Origin of the sequence: Mycobacterium scrofulaceum (genome assembly GCF_001667885.1) — a bacterium.
In the GTDB taxonomy this organism is placed as follows: domain Bacteria; phylum Actinomycetota; class Actinomycetes; order Mycobacteriales; family Mycobacteriaceae; genus Mycobacterium; species Mycobacterium scrofulaceum_C.
In genome coordinates this window covers 1-21713 of sequence record NZ_LZJW01000179.1, presented here as the reverse complement: position 1 = coordinate 21713, position 21713 = coordinate 1, and the positions used below count along the sequence as shown (strand labels likewise).

The window sequence follows — 21713 nt, the reverse complement described above, 5'->3', positions numbered from 1 at the left end:
GGCGTCTGCGGACATGACATTCGGGACCGGCGCTCCCCCGGCGGTCGCTGGCGGGCGCCACGAGGACCGCTACGACGCCGACCGCCTGCTGGCCGGGTATCGCGCCGCACGCGCCCAGGAAGCGCTCTTCGATCTGCGACACGGCCCCGCCGCCGGTTACGACGAATTCGTCGATCAGGACGGGAACGTCCGAGCGGCCTGGGCGGAGCTGGCCGACACGATCGCCGAGCGCGGCCGGGTTGGGCTCGACCGGCTGCGCTCGGTGGTGCGCAGCCTGATCGACAGCGACGGCATCACGTACACCGACGTCGAACCCGGCGGCCACGGCCTGGAGCCTCGACCGTGGATCCTCGACACGCTGCCGATCGTGCTGTCCGCCGCGGAATGGGAGCTGCTCGAGGCAGGGCTGGTGCAGCGGTCCCGGCTGCTCGACGCCGTGCTCGCCGACCTGTACGGGTCGCGCAGCCTGCTCACCGAGGGCGTGCTGCCGCCGGAACTGCTGTTCGCCCATCCCGGTTACGTGCGGGCCGCGAACGGCATCGAAATACCTGGGCATCACCAGCTTTTCCTGCACGGCTGTGACGTCAGCCGGCTACCGGACGGGGCCTTCCAGGTCAACGCCGACTGGACGCAGGCACCGTCGGGCGCCGGCTACGCGCTGGCCGACCGGCGCGTCGTCGCGCACTCGATTCCCGACCTCTACGAGCGGATCGCGCCGCGACCGACGACGCCGTTCGCCCAGGCCTTGCGACTGGCACTGATCGACGCCGCGCCGGACGTGGCGCAGGATCCCGTGGTGGTGGTGCTCAGCCCGGGTATCTTCTCCGAAACCGCCTTCGATCAGGCGTATCTGGCCACGCTGCTGGGTTTTCCGTTGGTGGAGAGCGCGGACTTGGTGGTGCGTGACGGCAAATTGTGGATGCGCTCGCTGGGCACCTTGAAGCGGGTGGACGTCGTGTTGCGCCGGGTCGACGCCGCCTACGCCGACCCGCTGGATCTGCGCGCCGACTCACGCCTCGGCGTGGCCGGTCTGGTCGAGGCGTGCCACCGCGGGACGGTGACCGTGGTCAACACGCTGGGCAGCGGCATCCTGGAAAACCCTGGGCTGCTGCGGTTTTTGCCTCAGCTGTCCGAGCACCTGCTGTCCGAGGCCCCGCTGCTGCACACCGCGCCGGTCTACTGGGGTGGCATCGCCGGGGAACGGTCACATCTGCTGGCAAACCTGTCGTCGCTCCTGGTGAAGTCCACGGTCGGTGGGAAAACCCTTGTCGGGCCCACGCTTTCCTCGTATCAGCTGACGCAATTGGCCGGCCGGATCGAGAAGATGCCGTGGCAGTGGATCGGCCAGGAACTGCCGCAGTTCTCGTCGGCGCCCACCGACCATGCCGGGGTGTTGTCGTCGGCCGGTGTCGGCATCCGGTTGTTCAACGTCGCCCAGCGCAGCGGGTACGCCCCCATGGTCGGCGGCGTGGGCTATGTGCTGGCGCCCGGGCCGGCCGCCTATACGCTGGAAACCGTTGCGGCGAAGGATGTTTGGGTACGCCCGACGGAACGCGCGCGAGCCGAGGCGGTGAGCCTGCCGTCGCCCGCGCCGCCGGCGAAGACCGCGGCGGGCACCTGGGGCGTCAGCTCCCCCCGCGTGCTGTCCGACCTGTTCTGGATCGGCCGTTACGGCGAACGCGCGGAGAACATGGCGCGGCTGCTGTTGGTCGCCCGCGACAGGTTCCACGTCTACCGCCATCAGCAGCACACCGAGGAGAGCGCGTGCGTACCGGCGCTGATGGCGGCGCTCGGCGGGATCACCGGAACCGACACGGGGGCCGACGATATGGCCGGCGAGAGTGCCGGAGACGCGGCCGAGATGATCGCCGTCGCGCCCTCGACGTTGTGGTCGTTGACCGTGGACCCCGATCGCCCCGGGTCGTTGGTGCAGTCGGTGGAGGGTTTGGCGCTGGCCGCCAGGGCGGTGCGCGACCAGATGTCCAACGACACCTGGATGGTGTTGGCCGGGGTGGAACGCGCGCTGGCGCAGCGGCGTGAGCCGCCGGATTCGCTCGCCGAGGCCGACGCGCTCCTCGCGTCGGCTCAGACGCAGACGCTGGCCGGGATGCTGACCCTGGCGGGTGTGGCCGGCGAGTCGATGGTGCGTGACGTGGGCTGGACGATGATGGACATCGGCAAGCGCATCGAACGCGGCCTGTGGCTGACCGCGCTGCTGCGGGCGACGCTGGTTGCGGTCCGCGGCACCATCGCCGAGCAGACGATCATCGAGGCGACGCTGGTGGCGTGCGAGTCCTCGGTGATCTACCGGCGCCGCACCGTGGGCAAGGTGAGCGTCGCCGCCGTGGCCGAGTTGATGCTGTTCGACGCGCAGAACCCGCGGTCGTTGCTGTATCAGGTCGAGCGGCTGCGGGCCAACCTCAAGGACCTGCCGGGGGCGTCGGGGTCGTCGCGCCCGGAGCGGTTGGTGGAAGAGATCGGCACCCTGCTGCGCCGCTCGCACCCCGCCGAGCTGGAAGAGGTCGGCGAGGACGGGCTGCGCACGGAGCTGGCAGAGCTGCTCGATTCGGTGCACACGCAGTTGCGCGAGCTGGCCGAGGTCATCACCACCACGCAGCTGGCGCTGCCGGCCGTGCAGCCGCTGTGGGGCCCCGACGTGCGCCGGGTGATGCCCGCCTAGCGGTGATCGCGAGCGCGGCAAAGCCGGGCGAAGCGGGTCGCCGCCATCATCGCTAGCGGTGATCGCGAGCGCGGCGAAGCCGGGCGAAGCGGGTCGCCGCCATTGAACGCAGCGGTGATCGCGAGCGCGGCGAAGCCGGGCGAACGCCATCGTTTCTACGGGATCGCGACGTAAGACTTTCAGGCCGGGACGGCCCGGGCTGACGACGCGGTGCAGCGAGGTCAGCCCATCTAGCTGGTGGCGAGGCTGGTGATGCCGCCGGCGACAAAGCGCAGCAGCGCGTGATGGCGCTCGTCGATGTCGTGGGCGTGCATGCGCCCATGGCTGAGACTGTCGAGGCGCAAGTTGTTGGAGTAGGTGTGCAGCGTGGCGGCGACCATATGCAGGTATGCGTCGTGGATGGCGGGGTCCCCGGCGGCTGGGAAGAGCTCGTGCAGTGCGTGGATGAAGTCAGCGGCGATTGCGTTGTATTCGTCGGCGATAAGCGTCCGGATGGGATGTCCCGAGTTCGCGAGTTGGGCAATGAGGCGAAAGTAGTTGTCCCAGCCGGGATCACCGGCCCGTTGGCGCATTGGTTCGCTGAAGGCTTCGATGAGAGCGTGCAGACGCCGGCGTCGGCTACCGCGAGCCGGCAGCGCTGCGAGGTGGTCTCGGCGCTCACGGTTAAGCGGCCGGATGCGGCGCAGCACGACGGCGCGGAATAGTCCTTCTTTGCCTCCGAACTGCTCACTCACCGCCGCCAGTCGGGTGCCGGCGTGGTCGGTGATCTCTCGGACGCTGACACCGAAATAGCCGCGGGCGGAGAAGAGTTCTTCGGCACTGTTGAGCAACCGGTGCTGAATGTCCGCGCGGGCGATTTCGCGCGTGGTGCCCGCGACGGGGCTGACCGGGGCGGCCTTGCTCACGGCTCGACGATCTCGTGATGGATGCCGCCGATGCCGTCAATGCGCAACTCGAGGTTGTCCCCAGGGTGTAGCCAGTGGCCGGTTTCCATGCCGCTGCCGCCAGGCAGGGTTCCCGTACCGAACAACTCCCCTGGCCGCAGCTGCTCGCTTTTCGACGCATGGGCCAAGACATCGCCCAGACTGTGCTGCATGCCGGCGCTGGACACCGTCGCCACCGTCGAACCATTGATCGAAACTGTTCCTCTCAGCGCATCGATCTTGGGCAGGATCTCATCGGCGGTGACCGCCACCTCTGACAGTGAGCTGGCGAAGTGCTTGGACTTCTGCGGTCCGAACCCGCTGCCCATCTCGGCGCGTTGCACATCGCGGGCGCTGAAGTCGTTGAGCACGACGAAAGCACCGATGGCGGCGAGGGCCTCGGTGGGCGTGGCATTGCACAACCCGCGGGCCAGAACAAAGCCGATCTCGAGTTCATAGTCGAGCGCTTTGGTGTAAGAGGGCGCGGCGATCGTCGTGCCGGACGGCACGAACGTCATCGCGTTGGACATGTAGTAGATGGGCTGTGCATAAAACAGGCTCCGTGGCTTCAGCAACGGAAACGTGCGCCGGGTGAGCGCTTCTGCGGCCTGGATGAACCGGTACTGACCGGGATGAAAGCGGCGCACCAGTCCTCTGCTGGCGTCGAGAACGTGGCGCTCGTAGAGCATGAAATCACGAAACGACACCGGCTGGAACGGCAGCAGCGCGGGGCTGCGGAGCAGGTGCTCGTCGGCGCGGGCGATCTGCCAGTCGTTGTCGAATACCCGCCCGCCCACCGCCGCCTCATCATCCGCGGCCTGCCAGGCTCCGTCGCTTCTCAGTGATTGCAGCTCTAATCCGACGGCGGTCCGAATTCTTCTCAATTTCATCCCAGGCGCTCCCTCGCTCTCATCACCGGAACGACTGTTCCGCCCCCCCTGCAGACGATGTTAGTCTCGGAACAGACGTTCCGGCCTGACGGGGCCGCCCGCAACAGGTCATCACGGCGCCAACTTCGACTCGGCCTAGCGCACGGACCTCCTCCGAGTCGAACTCATGCCGACCCGGCAAACCGCGCGCCAGCACCAACATTGAACGTTGAAAGGACCACGACCATGGCCGAAGTCAGTCTCGGACAGAAGATTTTCGTGACCGCTTGTGCGATCACCCACACCACCGATCTGGCCGCCCGCTGGTGCGGGGCAACACCCTTCCTGCCGAAGCTCTTCGTACTGCGCTACGCCAACATGGGCGGACTGGATCCGGTCGGCTTTGCCCAGCAGATCAACGCAGCGCGCTCATTTCACGACGACCGCTGGTGCGATCACTGGAATAGGATCGCCGATCAACACGCCCGACGGGCCACCTCGATGCTGCGAGAGCTGGCCGCCGCCAACCACTCGCCCGTCCCCGATCTATGCGAACCCGCGGCGATCACCGAGGAGCACGTCGCGGTGCTGAGCGAGTTGATTGCGCCCGGTGCGGTGCTGTTCGCCGACCACGGGCCACAGGCGGACGACAAGGCGATCACCGACCTAGTGAATACACACGCACCGAATGGTGACCGCCGGCATACAGCATTGGCTTTCGGGGCAATAGACGCATGGGTCAAGGCGATGACCTACTGTCAAGTCAGCGCATTTCCCGGCCACAGCACCCACCGCATGCAGGCCTACTGGCGCTCTCGGCAATTATTCGAAGCCCTGATCAGGGCGATCGCCCCAGCGATCGATATTCGTGTTGAGCACCTCGAAATTCCCGCGTCCGACAGCGACAAGGTAAGCGGGTGGCTGGTTCTACCGCCAGGGAACGATCCGCATCCGGCGGTATTGACCACCAACGGTTTAGAAGGAACCCTGCAGGAACTGGCGGTCGGGCTGCTGCGCTATCGCGGTGCCGGGTTGGCGACGTTCATGATGGAAATGCCCGGAAGCTATGCCTACACCGAGCCTATGGGGCCGCAGTCTGAGGCGATCTACCGCCGCGTCATTGACCACCTCGCCGCCGACACGCGCATCGACCCCGGCCGCATTGCGATGGTCGGAGTCAGCTTCGGAGGCTACTGGGCCGCACGCATGGCCGCCAATGACGCCCGACTGGCATGCGCAGTGGCTTGCGGCGCGCCCACCCACAACTCCTTTGACGGTGGCGCCTTGGGTATGCCCGAGATCATCATTGCCGCGCTATCAAAAACTCTTGGTGTAACCAACCCAATCAAACTCGTCCGCGCCCTCAAATCGCTCTCGATTCGTGATCGATTGTCGCACATCATGATTCCGCTGCTCGCCATCAATGGAGACCACGACACGCTCCTCAGCACCCAAGACACCATCGACCTCGCCAACGAAGCCCCCCACGCCACCTTGTTGCTCTACGCCGACGACGACCACTGCGCCATGCGCCACTACCGGCAGTGGCTCGACTGCTCGCAGGAATGGCTCAGGCGGCACCTCGTGGATGCCGTCAGCACCACTTAGGAGCCCGACCCCGACCTCGAATCGCGTCACACCAAGCTAATTTGCGAATCTCATCCGCGTTCGGCGATTCCGCGGAGTCGGCACGATACGGGCCGCCGCCATCGTTTCTAGCCCTTGACGTCAAACGGGTTCGTCGTCGTCGTTGCGGAGGAACCGTTCGGGGTGGTGGTAGGTGTTGGTGCGGGGTTGGCCGCGGTCGAGGTGTGGTGGCGGGATCCATTCGGTTTCGCCGCGGGCGTTGGTGCGGGTGGTCCAACCGGTTTCGGCCAGGCGGTTGTCGGGGCCGCAGGCCAAGGTGAGGTCGTCGATGTCGGTGCGGCGCGTGGTGGTCCAGCCGCGGACGTGGTGGACCTGGCTGTGATACGCCGGTGCGTCGCATCCCGGCCGGCTACAGCCCCGGTCTTTGGCGTACAACATGATGCGCTGCGCCGGCGATGCGATCCGTTTGGTGTGACACAGCGCCAGGGAGCGGCTCTTGTCGAAGATTGCCAGGTAGTGATGGGCGTGGCCGGCCCAGCGGATCACATCCGACATCGGCACCAACGTGCCGCCGGCGGTTAGGGCCTTACCGGCGGCGGCCTCCAGATCGGCCAGCGTGGTGCTCACCACGATCGACACCGGCAATCCGTTGTGCTGGCCCAGTTTTCCGGAGGCCAGCAGGGCGCGCAGCCCGGCCACAAAGGCGTCGTGGGTGCGCTGAGCGGTGCTGCGGGTGTCGCGGCGCACCGCGTCCTCATCGGGCGTCGCGTCGACCACCGGGATTTCGTCGTCGGGGTTGCACACCCCGGGCGCGGCCAGCTTGGCCAGCATGGCCTCGATGGCGGCCCGTAACTCCGGGGTGACCAGGCCGCTGATGCGCGACATGCCGTCGAATTCCTGGGCGCCCAGGGCGATCCCGCGCTTGCGGGCCCGCTCGGCATCGCTGAACTCCCCGTCGGGGTGCAGCCAATCCATCACCCTCCGGGCGTATCGGGCCAATTCGTCGGGCCGATACCCGGCGGCCTTAGCGGCCAGGTCGGCCTCGGCGGCCTGCCTGGTCAACGCGTCGATGGCATCCGGCAAGTGGGCAAGAAACCCGCGGATCACCGTGACGTGCCCGTCACCGATGAGCCCGTGGCGTTGGCCGGTCGCGGTCGCGCTCAACCGCGGCGCCAACCGCTCACCGGTCAACGCCCGCCGCTCGCCCAGGTCGGCGGCTTCCTCGATGCGCCGGGCGGCCTCGGCCTTGGTGATGCGCAACCGGTCGGCCAACCCCACCCGCAACGAGCCGCCCAACTCCTCGGGACTGGCCTGCGCGGACAGCTGATTGATCAAAGCGTGCTCTGGGGTGCGCAGCCGACGGTGCGCGCGTTCCAGGCGCTCCAGGGCGCGCAGACGCTCGGGCGTGGTGAGGGCGTCAAAGGACAACGCGCACAGGCGGTCCACGTCGTCATCGAGAGCGTCGATAACCTCGACGAGCTCCTCACGACTATTCGCTCCCATGCCCCAAACCATAGGGACACCCACCGACAAAAAAGCGCACCTTGTGACGGTTGAAGCTAAAGTGCCACAAGGGATTTAAGGGAATCACACGTTCGACGCCGCGGGGTCCACGTCGGCCCCGTGATAGCGGTGGGGATCGGGCAGCCGACGCCGCCGCCGCATATGCACCAGCGCCAGGACCGACAGCACGGCGGCGTAGATGCACCAGAGCGACGCGAAGGCCTCCAGGTAAAGCACCGCGACCAGGACCAGCCCCACCAGGTTCGCCACACCGAACACCACGATGGAGCGATATCCCGACATCAGGGCCGGCCCGATGACGGCGACGATGTAGAGCACCGCCCAGAAATAGCTGTCGCGCGAGCCGGTTTGGTATTCCAGCACGTGCGGGCACCTCGTCACCCCGACCGGCTTGGTGAGGACGACGACCGCGAGGTAGGCCGACACCACCGCACCGAGCACCGCGAAGGGCGCCACCCGCAGCCGAGCGCCGCGCGGTTCGAGCATCAGGATCGCCAACGGAACCAGTAAAGGCAGCACCGGCAGCGCGATGAACACATAGGCGTGCATCGCAAAGTTGGCCATGCCGGCGGAGACAAAGCGATTGGGCCACACCGCCGCCTCGAGGAACTGGTGCACCGAGAACACCGCGGGCAGCGAAGCGAAAGGCACCTCACGCCAGTGCTTCACCTCCCGCAGGGTCGCAACCGCGACCGGCAACAGGGCGGTACCCACCACCAGATCCGCCGTCATCGAAAAGCACATGGCTAACCCGCGATGGCGGCCGGTCCCCGCGACTCCGACGTCACCTCGTCGATCACGGTGTAGATGAACTTCATCTTCTCCAGCACCGCGACGGGGAGCACGAACGGGTACAGGTCGTCGTGGCCCATCGACCGGTTCACCATGTTCAGCGACCAGGACAGCGGCAGCCACATGTCGATGATCGTCTGAAAAGCGCTGGGGCCCAACGCCGGGCGGTCGAAGGTCGCCGATGCCGAGGCGAAGCCGCACCACGCCGAGGTGTCCAGGGTGTCACGGATGTGCAGGTAGTGGGCGAACGTTTCGGCCCAGTCCTCGGCGGGATGCATGGTGGCATACGACGAGACGAAGTCTTCCTGCCAGTCCTCGGGTGGCCCCTGGCTGTAGTGGCGGTCCAGCGCTTCCTGGTAATCGGCGTCGGGGTCGCCGAACAGCTCGTTGAATCGGGCCAGGTACTCACTCGACGGCGCGATCAGCCGGTAGAAGTAGTAGTGCCCGATCTCGTGCCGGAAGTGTCCCAACAGGGTGCGGTACGGCTCCTCCATCTCCACCCGGAGCTGCTCCCGGTGCACGTCGTCGCCCTCGGCCAGATCCAGCGTGATGACGCCGTTGTCGTGCCCGGTCATCACCTTTTCGTGCGCGCTGGACAACAGGTGGAAGGCCAAGCCGTGCTGGGGATCTTCGCCGCGCCCGATGATCGGCAGCTTGAGCTCGTGCAGCTCCGCGATGAGCCGCCGCTTGGCCGCCTCCGCCCGGGCGAACTCGGCCAGCCCGGCGGTGTCGGCGTCGTTGGGCCGCACGGTGGTCAGCGCGCAAGACGTGCACAGCAGCCGCGGATTGTTGACGGGAACCAGCCAATTGCACTCGGCCAGTTGAAGGTTGGCGCACAATTGATACTCGGCGGCGTCGACGAACCCGGCGTGCTCGCCGGCGTTCTCCTCGGCGATCACCATCAGGGCCATCTGCTCGAGCGAAAACCCCAGCGCGCTGCCGCAATTCAGGCAGGTGGAGTTCTCGAACGTCAGGCGTTGGCCGCAGTTGGGGCAATTGAAGTCACGCATGCAGCGCATCCCCCTCGAACGGCACCACGTCGACGGCGACATCGATCACGCTGTGTTCGGAATTGGTGTAGATGATGCCGCGCAGCGGTGGCACGTCCGCGTAGTCGCGGCCGCGTCCCACGATGATGTAGCGCTCGTCAACCAGCTGGTCGTTGGTGGGATCCAAGCCCAGCCATTCGAACTGGCCGGGCTCCTGGGGTGTCCACACCCCCGCCCAGGCGTGGGTGGCGTCTATCCCGATCATTCGATCCTTTCCCGGTGGCGGGTCGGTGGCCAGATACCCGGACACGTAACTGGCCGCAAGACCATTGGCGCGCAGGCAGGCGATCGCCAGCCTGGCAAAGTCTTGACATACCCCTTCCCGGGCCGCCAGAACCGCGTTGACACCAGTGGAAATCGTCGTCGACCCCGAGCGGTAGGTGAAGTCGGCGTAAATCCGCGACGCGAGGTCGCGCAGCACGTCGACCAGCGGGCGACCCGGGGCGAAACTGGGCGCCGCGTAGTCGCGAACTTCGTCCGTGATCTCGGGTGGATTCAGATCGAGCGTGAATTCGGCGGCGAGCGCCCCCCTGCCGCCCGCCGGGCGCGAGTCCTCCCACGGTCGCACCGCCGGCCCGCTGGTGTAGCGGCCCGGGGCCGGCGGATAGACGTCGACGATGGAGTCACTGGTGACCGTCAGGGCGTGGTGCGGCTCGGTGACGTGGAAGTAGGAGCTGATGTTGCCGTAGACGTCGACGCTGGTGGAGACGTCGGCGGGGGCCGGGTCGATGGTCAGCCGGTGCGCGACGCAACGCTGCCGCGCCGAATCGCGCGGGGTGAGGAAGCCGCGGCCGTAAGAGCTGGTCACGACGTCGGAGTACCGGTACTCGGTGCGATGGGTGACTCGGTGGCGGCGGGCGGTCCCGGCGTCAGCTTCAGACACAAGGCTGATCACATCACACGCCGGCCGGTTGCGCGCCGTCCGCGACGCGAAACCGTTTGCCAATCCGGCGGCACGCATGCCAAACCGGGAGCACAATCGAGATGTGGCCACGTGGTACGACGTCGCCCGCATCGTCCGTGAGCTGGCACTCACCTCGGAGCCGTCGCCGCATGATTGGCGGGTCGGCAAGAAGTTGCTGGCGTGGGAGCGGCCGTTGCGTCCCTCCGAGCGCGAGGCGCTGGCGGAGGGCGGCGCGGAACCGCCCGGCGGCGACATCCTCGGCGTGCGGGTGTCCGACGAGGGCGTCAAGTTCGGGTTGATCGCCGACGAGCCGGACGTCTATTTCACGACACCGCATTTCGACGGCTACCCGGCGGTGCTGGTCAAACTGGACGCGATCTCGGTCCGCGACCTCGAGGAGCTGATCACCGAGGCGTGGCTGACGCAGGCCCCGAGGAAGTTGGTCCAGGAGTTCCTGGCCGACTCCCGCTGAGCCTCCTCACACGTGCCGCAGGTCGATCACGCGCTGCAGGTCGTCGACGCAGGCGCTGACGACGTCGGCGAGGATCAGCTGCGTCTTCTCGCGGGCGATCGACTGCAATTCCGCAGCGTGATGACGCGCGGACGCGATGTACGCGCACGCGCCGGCCGGATCGGGGTCGGCGAGGGCGGTCGCGGCCGCGAGCACCACCAGGACGGTGGGCACGGCCTGCGGAAGCCCGTCGCGACTGCCGTCGGCCGTAGGGGCGACGGCGCGGGCCAGTTGAAGCACCGAACCGGCCAGCAACGCCACGTGCACGGCCTGGCGATCGGCGGCGTGGACCGTGTCGCGCATGCCCCAGCGGCGTGGCGCGACTCGCACCACCTGGCGGGCCGTGGTGCGCGCCTCGAGCAGTCCGCTGAGCTGTTCGTGCACTCGGTCGACCGCCGTCAATGGCCAGTCGGATGGCGGCACTTTGCGCCCGGCGGCGACGTCCGCCGCCCGCGACAAGACGTCGTGCAGCACGCCCAGCACGCCGACGCGTGCGTTGCGCAGCACCCTCAGCGGGTCGGCGGGAAACAGTAGGACGGCGAACACGATGGCGACCCCGCCGCCGATCAGCGCGTCGAAGATGCGCTCCCAGCCCAGGCCGCTGTGAAACAGCGCCAACACCAGGATCGCCGACACCACGGTCTGGTTGGCGAACATCATCCCGTGCCCGATGAAGCCGCCCCCGATGAACACCGCGGCGGCCAGCGCGACCAAGGCAGCGATCGCGATCGGGACCGCGCCGGGGCCGAGCAGGCCCTGCACCACCGAACCCAACCCGATGCCGAGAGTTACCCCGACCATCATCTGGATGGCGCGCTGCGCGCGCAGCACGTTGCTCGTCGACAACGACACCGCGGCCGCGATCGGCGCGAAGAACGGCTGCGGATGCTCGAGGACATCGTGCGCGAGATACCACGACAGCCCCGCGGCCACGGCGGTCTGAATCAGGTTGAACCACACCAGTCGCAGCCGTTTGATGCCCGCACGAGCGGCGAGAACAACCGACGGCCGCGAGGTGTTCACGACACCTAGGTGCGCCGCAACTCGAACAGCGGGATGACCCGGCTGGTCTTGGATTGGTACTCGGCGAAGCCGGGCGCGGCCGCGGTGACCTTGTCGAACAGCGCGTCGCGTTCGGCGCGCGGCAGCTCGTGGGCGGCCACGTCGAATTCCTCGGTGCCGACCTCGACATGGGCCGCGGGGTTGGCCCGGAGATTGTGCACCCACGCCGGGCTGACGGGCGCGCCGGCGAACGAGCCGATGATGATCAGCTTGCCGTCGATGTCGAAGTAGGCCAGCGGCGACACCCGCGGCTCACCCGACTTGGCGCCGGTTGTGTGCAGCAGGAGCAGGTTGGCGCCCTCGAATTGGCCGCCGACCTTGCCGCCGTTGGATCGGAACTCGTCGATGATGCTCTGGTTGAACGCGTTGATGGTCTGGGTGTCAGGCATTTCGGTCATGCCCGGTCAACCTTCTCCGGTTTGGCGTCTATTCCGGACTCCTTGCGCTGCTGCTCGGTGATCGGTGCCGGCGCATTGGTGAGCGGGTCGACGCCGCCGCCGGTCTTGGGGAACGCGATCACCTCGCGGATCGAGTCCACGCGGGACAGCAGCGCGTTGATCCGGTCCCAGCCGAAAGCGATCCCGCCGTGCGGCGGTGCGCCAAAGGTGAACGCCTCCAACAGGAATCCGAACTTCTCTTCGGCCTCGGCCTGGTCCAGGCCCATCACGGCGAACACGCGCTCCTGGATGTCGCGGCGGTGGATACGAATCGAGCCCCCACCGATCTCGTTGCCGTTGCAGACGATGTCGTAGGCGTCGGCCAGCACGGCGCCGGGATCGGTGTCGACCACGTCGGCGTACTCGGGCTTGGGCGAGGTGAACGCGTGGTGCACCGCCGTCCACGCGCCCGAGCCCACGGCCACGTCCCCGGCGGCGGTCGCCTCGTCGGCGGGCTCGAACAGCGGCGGGTCAACAACCCAGACGAACGCCCACGCATCGGGGTCGATCATGCCGAGGCGGCTGGCGATCTCCCCGCGAGCGGCGCCCAGCAGGGCGCGTGACGGCTTGGGCAGGCCGGCGGAGAAGAAGATGCAGTCCCCCGGCTTGGCACCGACGTGCGCGGCCAGGCCTTCGCGCTCGGCGTCGGTCAGGTTCTTGGCCACCGGGCCGCCCAGCGTGCCGTCATCCCCGACGAGCACGTAGGCCAGCCCGCGGTGGCCGCGCTGCTTGGCCCAGTCCTGCCAGCCATCCAGCGTCCGCCGCGGCTGCGACGCGCCGCCCGGCATCACCACCGCACCCACGTACGGGGCCTGGAAGACACGAAATGTGGTGTCTTTGAAGAACTCTGTGCACTCGACGAGCTCGAGCCCGAACCGCATGTCCGGCTTGTCGGAGCCGAACCGGCGCATCGCGTCGGCGTAGGTGATCCGCGGGATGGGCGTCGGCACCTGGTACCCGATCAATCCCCACAGCGCGGTCAGGATCTCCTCGGAGATCGCGATGATGTCCTCGGCGTCGACGAAGCTCAGCTCCATGTCGAGCTGGGTGAACTCGGGCTGACGGTCGGCGCGGAAATCCTCGTCCCGGTAGCAGCGCGCGATCTGGTAGTAGCGCTCCATTCCGGCCACCATCAGCAGCTGCTTGAACAGCTGCGGGCTCTGGGGCAGGGCGTAGAACGAACCCGGGTGCAGCCGGGCCGGCACCAGGAAGTCGCGCGCCCCTTCCGGCGTCGACCGGGTGATCGTCGGCGTCTCGATCTCGACAAAGCCGTGGTCCGCCAGCACCGCGCGCGCGGCGGCATTCACCTTGGAGCGCAGGCGAAGCGCGGCCGCCGGGCCGTCGCGGCGCAGGTCGAGGTAGCGGTACTTTAGCCGCAGCTCCTCCCCGGCGGGTTCGTCGAGCTGGAACGGCAGCGGCGCGCTCTCGCCGAGCACGGTCAGGGCGGCGACGTTGACCTCGATCTCGCCGGTGGCGATCTCGGGGTTGGCGTTGCCCTCCGGGCGGATCTCGACGACACCGGTGACCGCGACGCAGAATTCCGCGCGCAACCGGTGCGCCTGCGCCAGCACGTCGGCGTTGCGGAACACCACCTGTGCGACCCCCGAGGCGTCGCGCAGATCGATGAAGATGACGCCGCCGTGGTCGCGGCGGCGAGCCACCCAGCCCGCTAGCGTCACCTGCTGTCCGGCGTCGCTGCTTCTCAGCGACCCGGCGGCGTGGCTGCGCAGCACAAACACTCCCTTTCCCGCGGTTGGAACGAGTGCCCAGTCTAGAGGGAGGTAATTTCGGTCCTATCGTCACCAACATCGCACTCGTAGGTCCCGGCGCCGTCGGCACGACGATCGCCGCGCTGCTACACCGGGCCGGGCATCCGGTTCTGGTCTGCGGCCGCACCCCGCGCGAAAGCATCGAATTGCGGCCGGACGGCGCGGATCCGATCGTGGTCCCCGGCCCGGTGCGCACCGATCCGGGGGACGTCACGGGCCCGGTCGATGTCGTGCTGCTGGCGGTCAAGGCGACCCAGAACGACGCGGCGTCGGGCTGGCTGGCCCGGCTGTGCGAACCGCACACGATCGTCGTCGTGCTGCAGAACGGCGTGGAGCAGGTGCAGCAGGTACAGCCGCACTGCCCGTCGTCGCCCGTGGTGCCCGGTATCGTGTGGTATTCCGCGGAGACCCAGCCCGAAGGCTGGGTGCGGCTGCGCACCGAGCCGACGCTGGTGCTGCCCAGCGGGCCCGCGGCGCAGACGATCGCCGAGCTGCTGCGCGGGGCCGGGTGCCGGGTGGATTGCGACCCCGACTTCATCACCGCCGCCTGGCGCAAGCTGCTCACCAATGCGCTGGCCGGGTTCATGGCGCTGACCGGACGGCGATCCGGCATGTTCCGCCGCGACGACATCGCCGAACTGTCGCGGCGCTACGTCGCCGAATGCCTCGCGGTCGCGCGGGCCGAGGGCGCCAAGCTGCCCGACGCCATCGTCGACGAGCTGGCCGACATGTTCCGGCACGCGCCGGAGGACATGGGCACCTCGATCCTGGCCGACCGGGAGCATCACCGGCGGATGGAATGGGACATCCGCAACGGGGTGATGATCCGCAAGGGCCGCGAACATAACCTGGCGACGCCGATCAGCGACGTCGTTGTGCCGCTGCTGGCCGCGGCGAGCGACGGCCCCGGCTAGATTATTTCCATGTTCCCCTGCGACCGCGTCGACCTGAGCTTCATCGACAGCGCGCCGTTCGTGTACCGCAACAGCGTGGACCTCGCCATCACCCCCGAGCAACTCTTCGAGGTGCTCGCCGACGCGGAGTCGTGGCCGCGCTGGGCGAGCGTGATCACCAAGGTCACCTGGACCAGCCCCGAACCGCGCGGCGTGGGCACCACCCGCGTCGTCGAGATGCGCGGCGGCCTCGTCGGCAACGAAGAGTTTTTGGCGTGGGAGCCGTTCAGCCACATGGCTTTTCGGTTCAACGAATGCTCCACGCAAGCCGTCGCAGCGTTCGCCGAGGACTACCGGGTCGAGGCCGTTCCGGGTGGTTGCCGGCTGACGTGGACCATGGCGCAGAAGCCCGCGGGCCCGGCGCGGCTAGCGATGTACGTGGTGGGACCGCTGCTGAATCTGGGGCTCCGCCGATTCCTGCGCAACCTGCGCAATTACACCGATACGCGGTTCGCCGAAACCGGGCAACGTTAGGAGCGGGCGATGAGCTTCAACGAGGGCATGCAGATCGACACCAGCACCGCGTCGTCGTCGGGCGGCGGTGGCATGGGGATGGCCGTGGGGGGCGGCGGCGTCGGGCTGCTCATCCTGATCGGCGCGTTGCTGCTGGGTGTCGACCCGGGCCGCGTGCTGAACCAGCAGCAGTCGAACACGGGCGGCTACTCGGCGCCCGGTTTCGATCTGAGCCAGTGCAAGACCGGGGCCGACGCCAACAAATACGTGCAGTGCCGCGTGGTCGCCACAGGCAACTCCGTGGACGCGGTGTGGAAACAGCTGATGCAGGGCTACACGCGGCCGCACGTGCGGTTGTTCACGGGTTCGGTGGACACCGGCTGCGGGCCGGCCACCACCGCGGTGGGGCCGTTCTACTGCCCCGTCGACCAGACGGCGTACTTCGACACCGACTTCTTCCAGGAACTGGTCGACAAATTCGGTTCCAGCGGTGGGCCGTTCGCGCAGGAGTATGTGGTGGCCCACGAATACGGCCACCACGTCCAGCAATTGCAGGGCATCCTGGGCCGCTCGCAGCAGGGGGCGAAGGGCGCCGGCGGCAACGGCGTGCGCACGGAGTTGCAGGCGGACTGCTACGCCGGGATATGGGCGCACTACGCGTCGACGGTCAAGCAGGAGAGCACGGGCGTGCCCTACCTGCAGCCGTTGAGCGATCAGGACATCTCCGATGCCCTGTCGGCCGCGGCCTCGGTGGGTGACGACCGCATCCAGAAGGAATCGACCGGACGGGTCAACCCCGAGTCGTGGACGCACGGCTCGTCGGAGCAGCGGCAGCACTGGTTCACCGTGGGTTACCAGACCGGTGACCCGAAGAAGTGCGACACCTTCTCGGCCGCCAGTTTGGGCTAGCCACAGAGCCTTTCCGTCAGTTCGGCGCCCGGCGGCGCTCCGTCATGCGCGCGCGGGGTACCTGGCCTAGACTTCTACCCCGCCGCACGACGCGAAAGGCGTGTATGTCGGATCTGACGCAGGAGCGCACCGACACCGCGGACGTGTCGGTCTGGGCGCCGTTGCGCAACCCGGTCTTCCGGGCACTGTTCGTGGCGCAGTTCGTCTCCAACGTCGGCACCTGGATGCAAAGCGTGGCGGCGCAATGGGTCTTGGTCGAAGGCCACAGCAGCGCCACCGTCGTCGCGTTGGTCCAGACCGCGAGCCTGGGGCCGACGCTCGTGCTGGCGCTGTTCGCCGGCGCGCTCGCCGACGTGTTCGACCAGCGACGGTTGCTGATCGTCCTGCAGTCGTATGCGGTGCTGGTGGCGCTCGCGCTGGCCGGGCTGACCTACTTCGGGCGCCTCACCCCGACCGCACTGCTGTTGTTCACCCTGGCGATCGGCGTCGCCTCGGCCATCACGGCGCCGGCCTGGCAGGCGATCCAACCCGAGGTCGTCTCCCGCGAACAGATCACGTCCGCCGCGACGTTGGCCAGCGTCTCGGTCAACATCGCGCGGGTGGTCGGGCCCGCGATCGGCGGCATCGTCCTGGCCGTGGCGGGTCCGGCGGCGGTCTTCGCGATCAACGCGATCTCGTTCGTAGGCATCATCGTCGCCCTGGCGGGGTGGCGTCGACCCAAGCAGATCGCGCCCATCGAACGGGAACACCTCGGCCAGGCGATCCTGACCGGATTGGGTTACGTGGTCAACGGTCCGATCTTCCGCAGGATCCTGTTGCGCGCGGCGCTGTTCGTCTTCCCCGCGTCGGCCCTGCTGGCCCTGCTGCCCGTGACGGCCGCCGACACCTGGCACCTGGGGGCCGGCGGCTACGGGGTGGCGTTGGGCGCAATCGGCGTCGGCGCTGTCCTCGCCGTCGCGGTTCCGGCGCCGCTGCGCCAGAAGGTGCCGCCCAACACGCTGCTGGCCGGGTGCGCGGCCGTGTACGGCGCCGCCACGCTCTCCGTGGTTTTTCTGCCGTTCGCCGCGGCGGCGCCCTTCCTGGTGTTGTCGGGGATGACCTGGCTGATCACGTTGACGACGTTGAACGCCGCGGCGCAGCTGCATCTGCCGCGCTGGGTTCGCGCCCGCGGGTTGGCGATGTACCTGCTGGTCTTCACGGGATCACAGGCGGTCGGCTCGTATCTCTGGGGTGTGGTCGCCACCCGCGAAGGGCTCGGCGTGGCGTTGACCGTGGCGGCGGCGTTGCTGGGCGTCACCGCGCTGACCGTCCTCCCCCTCGGGCTACGGCCGGAGACCGGCAAGCTCAGCCGCGACATCTCGCGCGCATGGCCGATGCCCATGGTCGTGTTCGAGCCATGCCCCAACGACGGTCCGGTGCTGGTGACCGTGCGCTATCGCGTCGCGACGGACACGCTGCAGGACTTCGTCGAGGCGATGAGCGCGGTGCGGCGCTCGCGGCTGCGAACGGGAGGCCACAGTTGGGGGCTGTATCACAGCCTGGAACATCCCGACACGGTCCTCGAGCGGTTCACCGTGCCGTCGTGGACCGAATTCGAACGCCAGCACACCGAACGCTGGCTGGAGTCCGACCACGACGGGGTGACGAGGGCGGTCGGCTACACGCTCGACCACACCCGGCGGCACGAGTATTACCTCGCGCTGCGGGTGCACCGCTAAGCGGCTCTACCGGTTCACCAGGGTCGTGTCGAGCAGGTCACGCCGGTGGTGGCGCTCTGCGTCACCACGACCTGACCGTCGACGGCGATCTGGCACTGGATCTGCGGCGTGTTCGACGAATCGCAGTCCGGCCAGTGACAGCCGCCGCTCGCGTTCACGAACGCCCACTGATTCGGGTCGTTCAGCGTCGTGTTGTACACCAGCGGCTGCCCCGCGGTGAACGCCGTCTGCACGCTGTTGAGGAACTGCGACGAGTTCGCGTTGAAGGCGGCCTGGCTGGGCGGATCGGTGTTCATGTACCGGACGTTGCCGGTGAGGTTGCCGGTGGCGGTGATGGTGTAGGTCACCTGGTGGCCGGCCGGGTCCGCAGATGAGGTCGCGGGCGTGACGGCCACCGCTGCGGCGGCCGCAAACGTCGCCAGCGCGACCCCCGTGGTCACTATTCGCACGTTCGTCATATCGAAAACGCTACCCAATTCGTTACGGCGCTACGCCTACCCGAAGGTCCCTAGGACGCATTTGCGCCCGGGAGACGGGATTGCCCGAGCCGCGCAGCCACTAACGCGCCCGTTCCGCGGGCGTTCACCCCGCTCGGGTATGAAGCATTGGTGGCCGACGATCCTGCACCGCCCCACGGCAGTGCTCCCGTCCCCGGCATCAGCCGTCGCAGGTTGTTGACCACGGGCGCGGCCTCGGCCGCCCTCGGGGCGGGCGTCGGGGGCGGCGCCGCCCTGGTGTGGTCCCACCCCAGCGCGCCCGCCTTGTGGTCCCAACCGAGCCGCACCGGCGTGCCGCCGGTGACCGGGCTGCACCTGCAATTCGGCCGGCACGCCGGCTCCGAGGTGGTGGTGTCCTGGCACACCGTCGACGCGATCCGCAATCCCCGCGTCATGTACGGCACGCCGGCGTCGGGCCTGGGCCGCACCGTCGCGGCCGAAACCCGCACCTACCGCGACGCCAAGTCCAACACCGAGGTCCGCGTGTATCACGCCCGCCTGACCGACCTGGTCCCGGATACCGACTACGTGTACGCCGCCGTGCACGACGGCGCCGAACCGGAGATGGGTACCGTCCGGACCGCGCCGTCCGGCCGAAAGCCGTTCCGATTCACCAGTTTCGGAGATCAGTCCACGCCGACCCTGGTGAAGATGCCCGACGGCAGCTACGGCACGGACAACATCGGCTCGCCCGCATCCGCCGACACCACGCTGGCCGTCGAGCGGATGGCACCGCTGTTCAACCTGATCAACGGTGACCTGTGCTACGCCAACCTGGCGCAGGACCGCATCCGCACCTGGTCGGCGTGGTTCGAGAACAACAGCCGATCGGCGCGCTACCGGCCGTGGATGCCGGCGGCGGGCAACCACGAAAACGAATTGGGCAACGGCCCAATCGGTTACGGCGCCTACCAGGCGTACTTCGCGGTGCCCGACTCGGGCTCCAGCCCCGAGACGCGCGGGCTCTGGTATTCGTTCACCGCCGGCCCGGTGCGCGTGATCAGCCTCAACAACGACGACGTCGCGTTCCAGGACGGCGGCAATTTCTACGTGCACGGATACTCGGGCGGTGAACAAAAGCGTTGGCTGGCAACCGAACTCGCCGCCGCTCGGCGCGACCCCGACATCGACTGGATCGTCGTGTGCATGCACCAGACGGCGATCTCGAGCGCAGACAAGCCCGCCAACGGCGCCGACCTGGGGATCCGCGAGGAATGGCTCCCGTTGTTCGACGAGTACCAGGTCGACCTGGTGGTGTGCGGCCACGAACACCACTACGAGCGCTCGCACCCCTTGCGCGGAACGCTGCAAACCGACACGCGCACACCAATACCCGTCGACACCCGCGGCGACGTCATCGACGCCACCAAGGGAACCGTGCACCTCGTCATCGGCGGCGGCGGCACGTCCGCGCCCACCAACGCGTTCTTCTTCCCCGAGCCGCGCTGCCGCGTGCTGACCGGCGTCGGCGCATTCGATCCGGGGCTCGGGCGCAAGGCGCCGATCTACGTCGTGGAGGACGCGCCGTGGTCCGCCTTTCGCGATCGCGACAATCCCTACGGCTTCGCGGCGTTCGACGTGGACCCGGGCCAGCCGGGCGGCAACACCTCGATCAAGGCCACCCACTACGCGCTGAGCGGGCCATTCGGCGCGGTCACCGAGGTGGACCGGTTCACACTGACCAAGCCCCGCCGCGACAAGCCGGCCTAGCTCAAAACAGCGTCGCCTGAAGGGGTTCCGGGGCAGCCGGTTCTGCCGCGACGGGCTGCCGGAACGATCGCAACTCGCCGCCCAGCCGGTATTTCGCGATCAGCGGCGCGGCGCGGCCCCGCAGCATCTCGCGGTAAGCCGGGGGCAGGTACGCACCCCGCCGATACAGCTCACGGTAGCGGCCCACCAGGTCGGGATGCGAGCGCGCAAGCCAGGCCATGAACCACCCACGGGTCGAGCCGCGCAGGTGTAGGCCGAAGACCGTGACACCGGTGGCGCCGGCCGCCGCGATCTGGCCGAGCAGCCGATCGAGGTGCTCTGTCGAGTCGGTCAGGTGCGGCAGCACCGGCGCCACCATCACATGGCAATCCAGGCCGGCCTCGCGGATCGCGGCGATCAGGCCAAGGCGCGCCTGCGGAGTCGGCGTGCCCGGCTCGACGTCGCGATGCAGGTCCGGATCGCCGACCGCCAGCGACACCGCGACCGACAGCGGAACCTGTTGCGCCGCATCGGCGATCAACGGAAGATCGCGCCGCAGCAACGTGCCCTTCGTGAGGATCGACAGCGGTGTGCCGGATTCGGCGAGGGCACCGATGATGCCGGGCATCAGCGCGTAGCGCCCCTCGGCCCGCTGGTAGGGGTCGGTGTTGGTCCCGAGCGCGACGGTCTCGCGCCGCCACGACGGCCGGCGCAGCTCGCGGCGCAGCACCTCGACGACGTTGGTCTTGACGATGACCTGGCTGTCGAAGTCGTTGCCGCAATCGAAGTCCAGGTATTCGTGCGTGGGCCGCGCGAAGCAGTAACGGCACGCGTGCGAGCAGCCGCGGTAGCCGTTGACGGTGTACCGGAACGGCAAGGCGGAGGCGTCAGGCACCTTGTTGAGCGCGGACTTGCACAGCACCTCGTGAAAGGTGATGCCCTCGAACTGAGGAGCCCGCACGCTGCGGACGAGGCCGATCCGCTGCAAGCCCGGCAGGGCCCCGTCCTCGACGGGCGCCCCGTTGACGGCGACCGCCTGATCCGCCCAGCGCATGACCTCTATTCGAACATCAGTTCGACATCGAGTCAAGCGCATTGCCGTCGAGTCAGCTGCGACCGGGCATGCCGCACTCTGCAGACGTCGAGCGTGATCGACGAGTCCGGTGTTTCAGTGGCGGCGTCTGAATCGAATGCCGACGCGCGAGTGGTCGAGCGCGAGTGGCAGCGGTCGGTGTGGGTCCAGTCTGGCACCGGTCGCCGCCGGGTTGCGCTCGCCGAGTAGGGCCGTCAATACGACGACGCCGATTCGCAGCGCAAGGTCGGCGCCCGGGCACGCTTGCGGGCCGTGACTGAAGAAGTTGAATGACCACGACGTCTGGGCGGCCCC

19 protein-coding genes and 1 pseudogene are annotated in these 21713 nt (G+C 68.2%); 8 read left to right on the top strand and 12 right to left on the bottom strand.

Annotation, left to right across the window (positions count from 1 at the left end):
• The first annotated feature begins 13 nt into the window (after positions 1 to 13).
• Positions 14 to 2680, top strand: a complete 2667-nt coding sequence (locus tag A5681_RS25380; protein WP_156738162.1) for a circularly permuted type 2 ATP-grasp protein — start codon at positions 14 to 16, stop codon at positions 2678 to 2680.
• A gap of 230 nt (positions 2681 to 2910) precedes the next feature.
• On the opposite strand, the gene A5681_RS25375 is transcribed toward A5681_RS25380, so the two are convergent.
• A complete protein-coding gene (locus A5681_RS25375; RefSeq protein WP_067282494.1) occupies positions 2911 to 3585 on the bottom strand; it encodes a TetR/AcrR family transcriptional regulator in 675 nt (224 codons plus the stop codon).
• Positions 3582 to 4493 (bottom strand): fumarylacetoacetate hydrolase family protein, encoded by a 912-nt coding sequence (locus A5681_RS25370; protein WP_067282491.1) that lies wholly within the window; start codon positions 4491 to 4493, stop codon positions 3582 to 3584. Before A5681_RS25370 ends, A5681_RS25375 begins: the two co-directional genes overlap by 4 nt.
• A 225-nt stretch (positions 4494 to 4718) precedes the next feature.
• Here A5681_RS25370 and A5681_RS25365 point away from each other — a divergent pair, with 225 nt between their 5' ends.
• Positions 4719 to 6080, top strand: a complete 1362-nt coding sequence (locus tag A5681_RS25365) for an alpha/beta hydrolase family protein (RefSeq protein WP_067282489.1) — start codon at positions 4719 to 4721, stop codon at positions 6078 to 6080.
• Between the two features lie 120 nt (positions 6081 to 6200).
• Here A5681_RS25365 and A5681_RS25360 read toward each other — a convergent pair whose 3' ends face one another.
• The 4 genes from A5681_RS25360 to A5681_RS25345 form a co-directional block, all read right to left on the bottom strand.
• On the bottom strand, positions 6201 to 7562 hold the full coding sequence (locus tag A5681_RS25360; RefSeq protein WP_067282487.1) for an HNH endonuclease signature motif containing protein: 1362 nt from the start codon (positions 7560 to 7562) through the stop codon (positions 6201 to 6203).
• Positions 7563 to 7646: 84 nt separating this feature from the next.
• The gene (locus tag A5681_RS25355) at positions 7647 to 8315 is read right to left on the bottom strand and encodes a DUF6629 family protein (protein ID WP_231996415.1); all 669 of its coding nucleotides are present in this window, start codon (positions 8313 to 8315) and stop codon (positions 7647 to 7649) included.
• Between the two features lie 14 nt (positions 8316 to 8329).
• On the bottom strand, positions 8330 to 9385 hold the full coding sequence (locus A5681_RS25350) for a zinc-binding metallopeptidase family protein (protein ID WP_067282701.1): 1056 nt from the start codon (positions 9383 to 9385) through the stop codon (positions 8330 to 8332).
• Positions 9378 to 10319 carry a transglutaminase family protein gene (locus A5681_RS25345; RefSeq protein WP_231996414.1) on the bottom strand — a complete coding sequence of 314 codons (942 nt, stop codon included), beginning with the start codon at positions 10317 to 10319 and terminating at the stop codon, positions 9378 to 9380. Before A5681_RS25345 ends, A5681_RS25350 begins: the two co-directional genes overlap by 8 nt.
• Positions 10320 to 10410: 91 nt before the next feature.
• Here A5681_RS25345 and A5681_RS25340 point away from each other — a divergent pair, with 91 nt between their 5' ends.
• Positions 10411 to 10800: an MmcQ/YjbR family DNA-binding protein gene (locus A5681_RS25340; RefSeq protein WP_067282482.1), complete on the top strand. Its 390-nt coding sequence runs from the start codon at positions 10411 to 10413 to the stop codon at positions 10798 to 10800.
• A gap of 6 nt (positions 10801 to 10806) precedes the next feature.
• Here A5681_RS25340 and A5681_RS25335 read toward each other — a convergent pair whose 3' ends face one another.
• Genes A5681_RS25335 through aspS form a run of 3 tightly spaced genes read right to left on the bottom strand, consistent with a single transcriptional unit; the run spans position 10807 to position 14077 of the window.
• On the bottom strand, positions 10807 to 11862 hold the full coding sequence (locus A5681_RS25335) for an FUSC family protein (protein ID WP_067282470.1): 1056 nt from the start codon (positions 11860 to 11862) through the stop codon (positions 10807 to 10809).
• A gap of 5 nt (positions 11863 to 11867) precedes the next feature.
• Positions 11868 to 12299, bottom strand: coding sequence for a nitroreductase family deazaflavin-dependent oxidoreductase (locus A5681_RS25330; RefSeq protein WP_067282467.1), 432 nt, complete (start codon positions 12297 to 12299; stop codon positions 11868 to 11870).
• A complete protein-coding gene (gene aspS / locus A5681_RS25325) occupies positions 12296 to 14077 on the bottom strand; it encodes an aspartate--tRNA ligase (protein WP_156738159.1) in 1782 nt (593 codons plus the stop codon). The genes A5681_RS25330 and aspS overlap by 4 nt, the downstream gene beginning before the upstream one ends.
• 56 nt (positions 14078 to 14133) lie before the next feature.
• Here aspS and A5681_RS25320 point away from each other — a divergent pair, with 56 nt between their 5' ends.
• The 4 genes from A5681_RS25320 to A5681_RS25305 all read left to right on the top strand — a co-directional run bounded on the left by A5681_RS25320 (position 14134) and on the right by A5681_RS25305 (position 18140).
• Positions 14134 to 15021, top strand: coding sequence for an oxidoreductase (locus A5681_RS25320; RefSeq protein WP_197498725.1), 888 nt, complete (start codon positions 14134 to 14136; stop codon positions 15019 to 15021).
• Between the two features lie 9 nt (positions 15022 to 15030).
• On the top strand, positions 15031 to 15534 hold the full coding sequence (locus tag A5681_RS25315) for an SRPBCC family protein (RefSeq protein ID WP_067282464.1): 504 nt from the start codon (positions 15031 to 15033) through the stop codon (positions 15532 to 15534).
• 9 nt (positions 15535 to 15543) lie between these two features.
• Positions 15544 to 16422, top strand: a complete 879-nt coding sequence (locus tag A5681_RS25310) for a neutral zinc metallopeptidase (protein ID WP_067282460.1) — start codon at positions 15544 to 15546, stop codon at positions 16420 to 16422.
• Positions 16423 to 16526: 104 nt separating this feature from the next.
• Positions 16527 to 18140, top strand: coding sequence for an MFS transporter (locus A5681_RS25305; RefSeq protein WP_067282455.1), 1614 nt, complete (start codon positions 16527 to 16529; stop codon positions 18138 to 18140).
• Between the two features lie 14 nt (positions 18141 to 18154).
• On the opposite strand, the gene A5681_RS25300 is transcribed toward A5681_RS25305, so the two are convergent.
• A complete protein-coding gene (locus tag A5681_RS25300; RefSeq protein ID WP_067282452.1) occupies positions 18155 to 18598 on the bottom strand; it encodes a hypothetical protein in 444 nt (147 codons plus the stop codon).
• A gap of 150 nt (positions 18599 to 18748) precedes the next feature.
• On the opposite strand from A5681_RS25300, the gene A5681_RS25295 reads away from it, so the two are divergent.
• Complete coding sequence (locus A5681_RS25295) at positions 18749 to 20347, top strand: purple acid phosphatase family protein (RefSeq protein ID WP_067282450.1); 1599 nt, start codon at positions 18749 to 18751, stop codon at positions 20345 to 20347.
• Position 20348: 1 nt separating this feature from the next.
• On the opposite strand, the gene A5681_RS25290 is transcribed toward A5681_RS25295, so the two are convergent.
• A complete protein-coding gene (locus A5681_RS25290; protein ID WP_067282448.1) occupies positions 20349 to 21380 on the bottom strand; it encodes an Rv2578c family radical SAM protein in 1032 nt (343 codons plus the stop codon).
• A 114-nt stretch (positions 21381 to 21494) separates the two neighbouring features.
• Positions 21495 to 21713, bottom strand: a pseudogene (locus tag A5681_RS27930) (hypothetical protein); the annotation flags it as partial.

Excerpts from the sequence above, each read along its gene's own strand:
- A5681_RS25315 (WP_067282464.1), top strand. The coding sequence starts at position 15,031 with ATGTTCCCCTGCGACCGCGTCGACCTGAGCTTCATCGACAGCGCGCCG.
- A5681_RS25290 (WP_067282448.1), bottom strand. The coding sequence starts at position 21,380 with ATGCGCTGGGCGGATCAGGCGGTCGCCGTCAACGGGGCGCCCGTCGAG.
- A5681_RS25330 (WP_067282467.1), bottom strand. The coding sequence starts at position 12,299 with ATGACCGAAATGCCTGACACCCAGACCATCAACGCGTTCAACCAGAGC.
- A5681_RS25310 (WP_067282460.1), top strand. The coding sequence starts at position 15,544 with ATGAGCTTCAACGAGGGCATGCAGATCGACACCAGCACCGCGTCGTCG.
- A5681_RS25350 (WP_067282701.1), bottom strand. The coding sequence starts at position 9,385 with ATGCGTGACTTCAATTGCCCCAACTGCGGCCAACGCCTGACGTTCGAG.
- A5681_RS25305 (WP_067282455.1), top strand. The coding sequence starts at position 16,527 with ATGTCGGATCTGACGCAGGAGCGCACCGACACCGCGGACGTGTCGGTC.
- A5681_RS25300 (WP_067282452.1), bottom strand. The coding sequence starts at position 18,598 with ATGACGAACGTGCGAATAGTGACCACGGGGGTCGCGCTGGCGACGTTT.
- A5681_RS25380 (WP_156738162.1), top strand. The coding sequence starts at position 14 with ATGACATTCGGGACCGGCGCTCCCCCGGCGGTCGCTGGCGGGCGCCAC.
- A5681_RS25355 (WP_231996415.1), bottom strand. The coding sequence starts at position 8,315 with ATGACGGCGGATCTGGTGGTGGGTACCGCCCTGTTGCCGGTCGCGGTT.
- A5681_RS25360 (WP_067282487.1), bottom strand. The coding sequence starts at position 7,562 with ATGGGAGCGAATAGTCGTGAGGAGCTCGTCGAGGTTATCGACGCTCTC.
- A5681_RS25370 (WP_067282491.1), bottom strand. The coding sequence starts at position 4,493 with ATGAAATTGAGAAGAATTCGGACCGCCGTCGGATTAGAGCTGCAATCA.
- A5681_RS25365 (WP_067282489.1), top strand. The coding sequence starts at position 4,719 with ATGGCCGAAGTCAGTCTCGGACAGAAGATTTTCGTGACCGCTTGTGCG.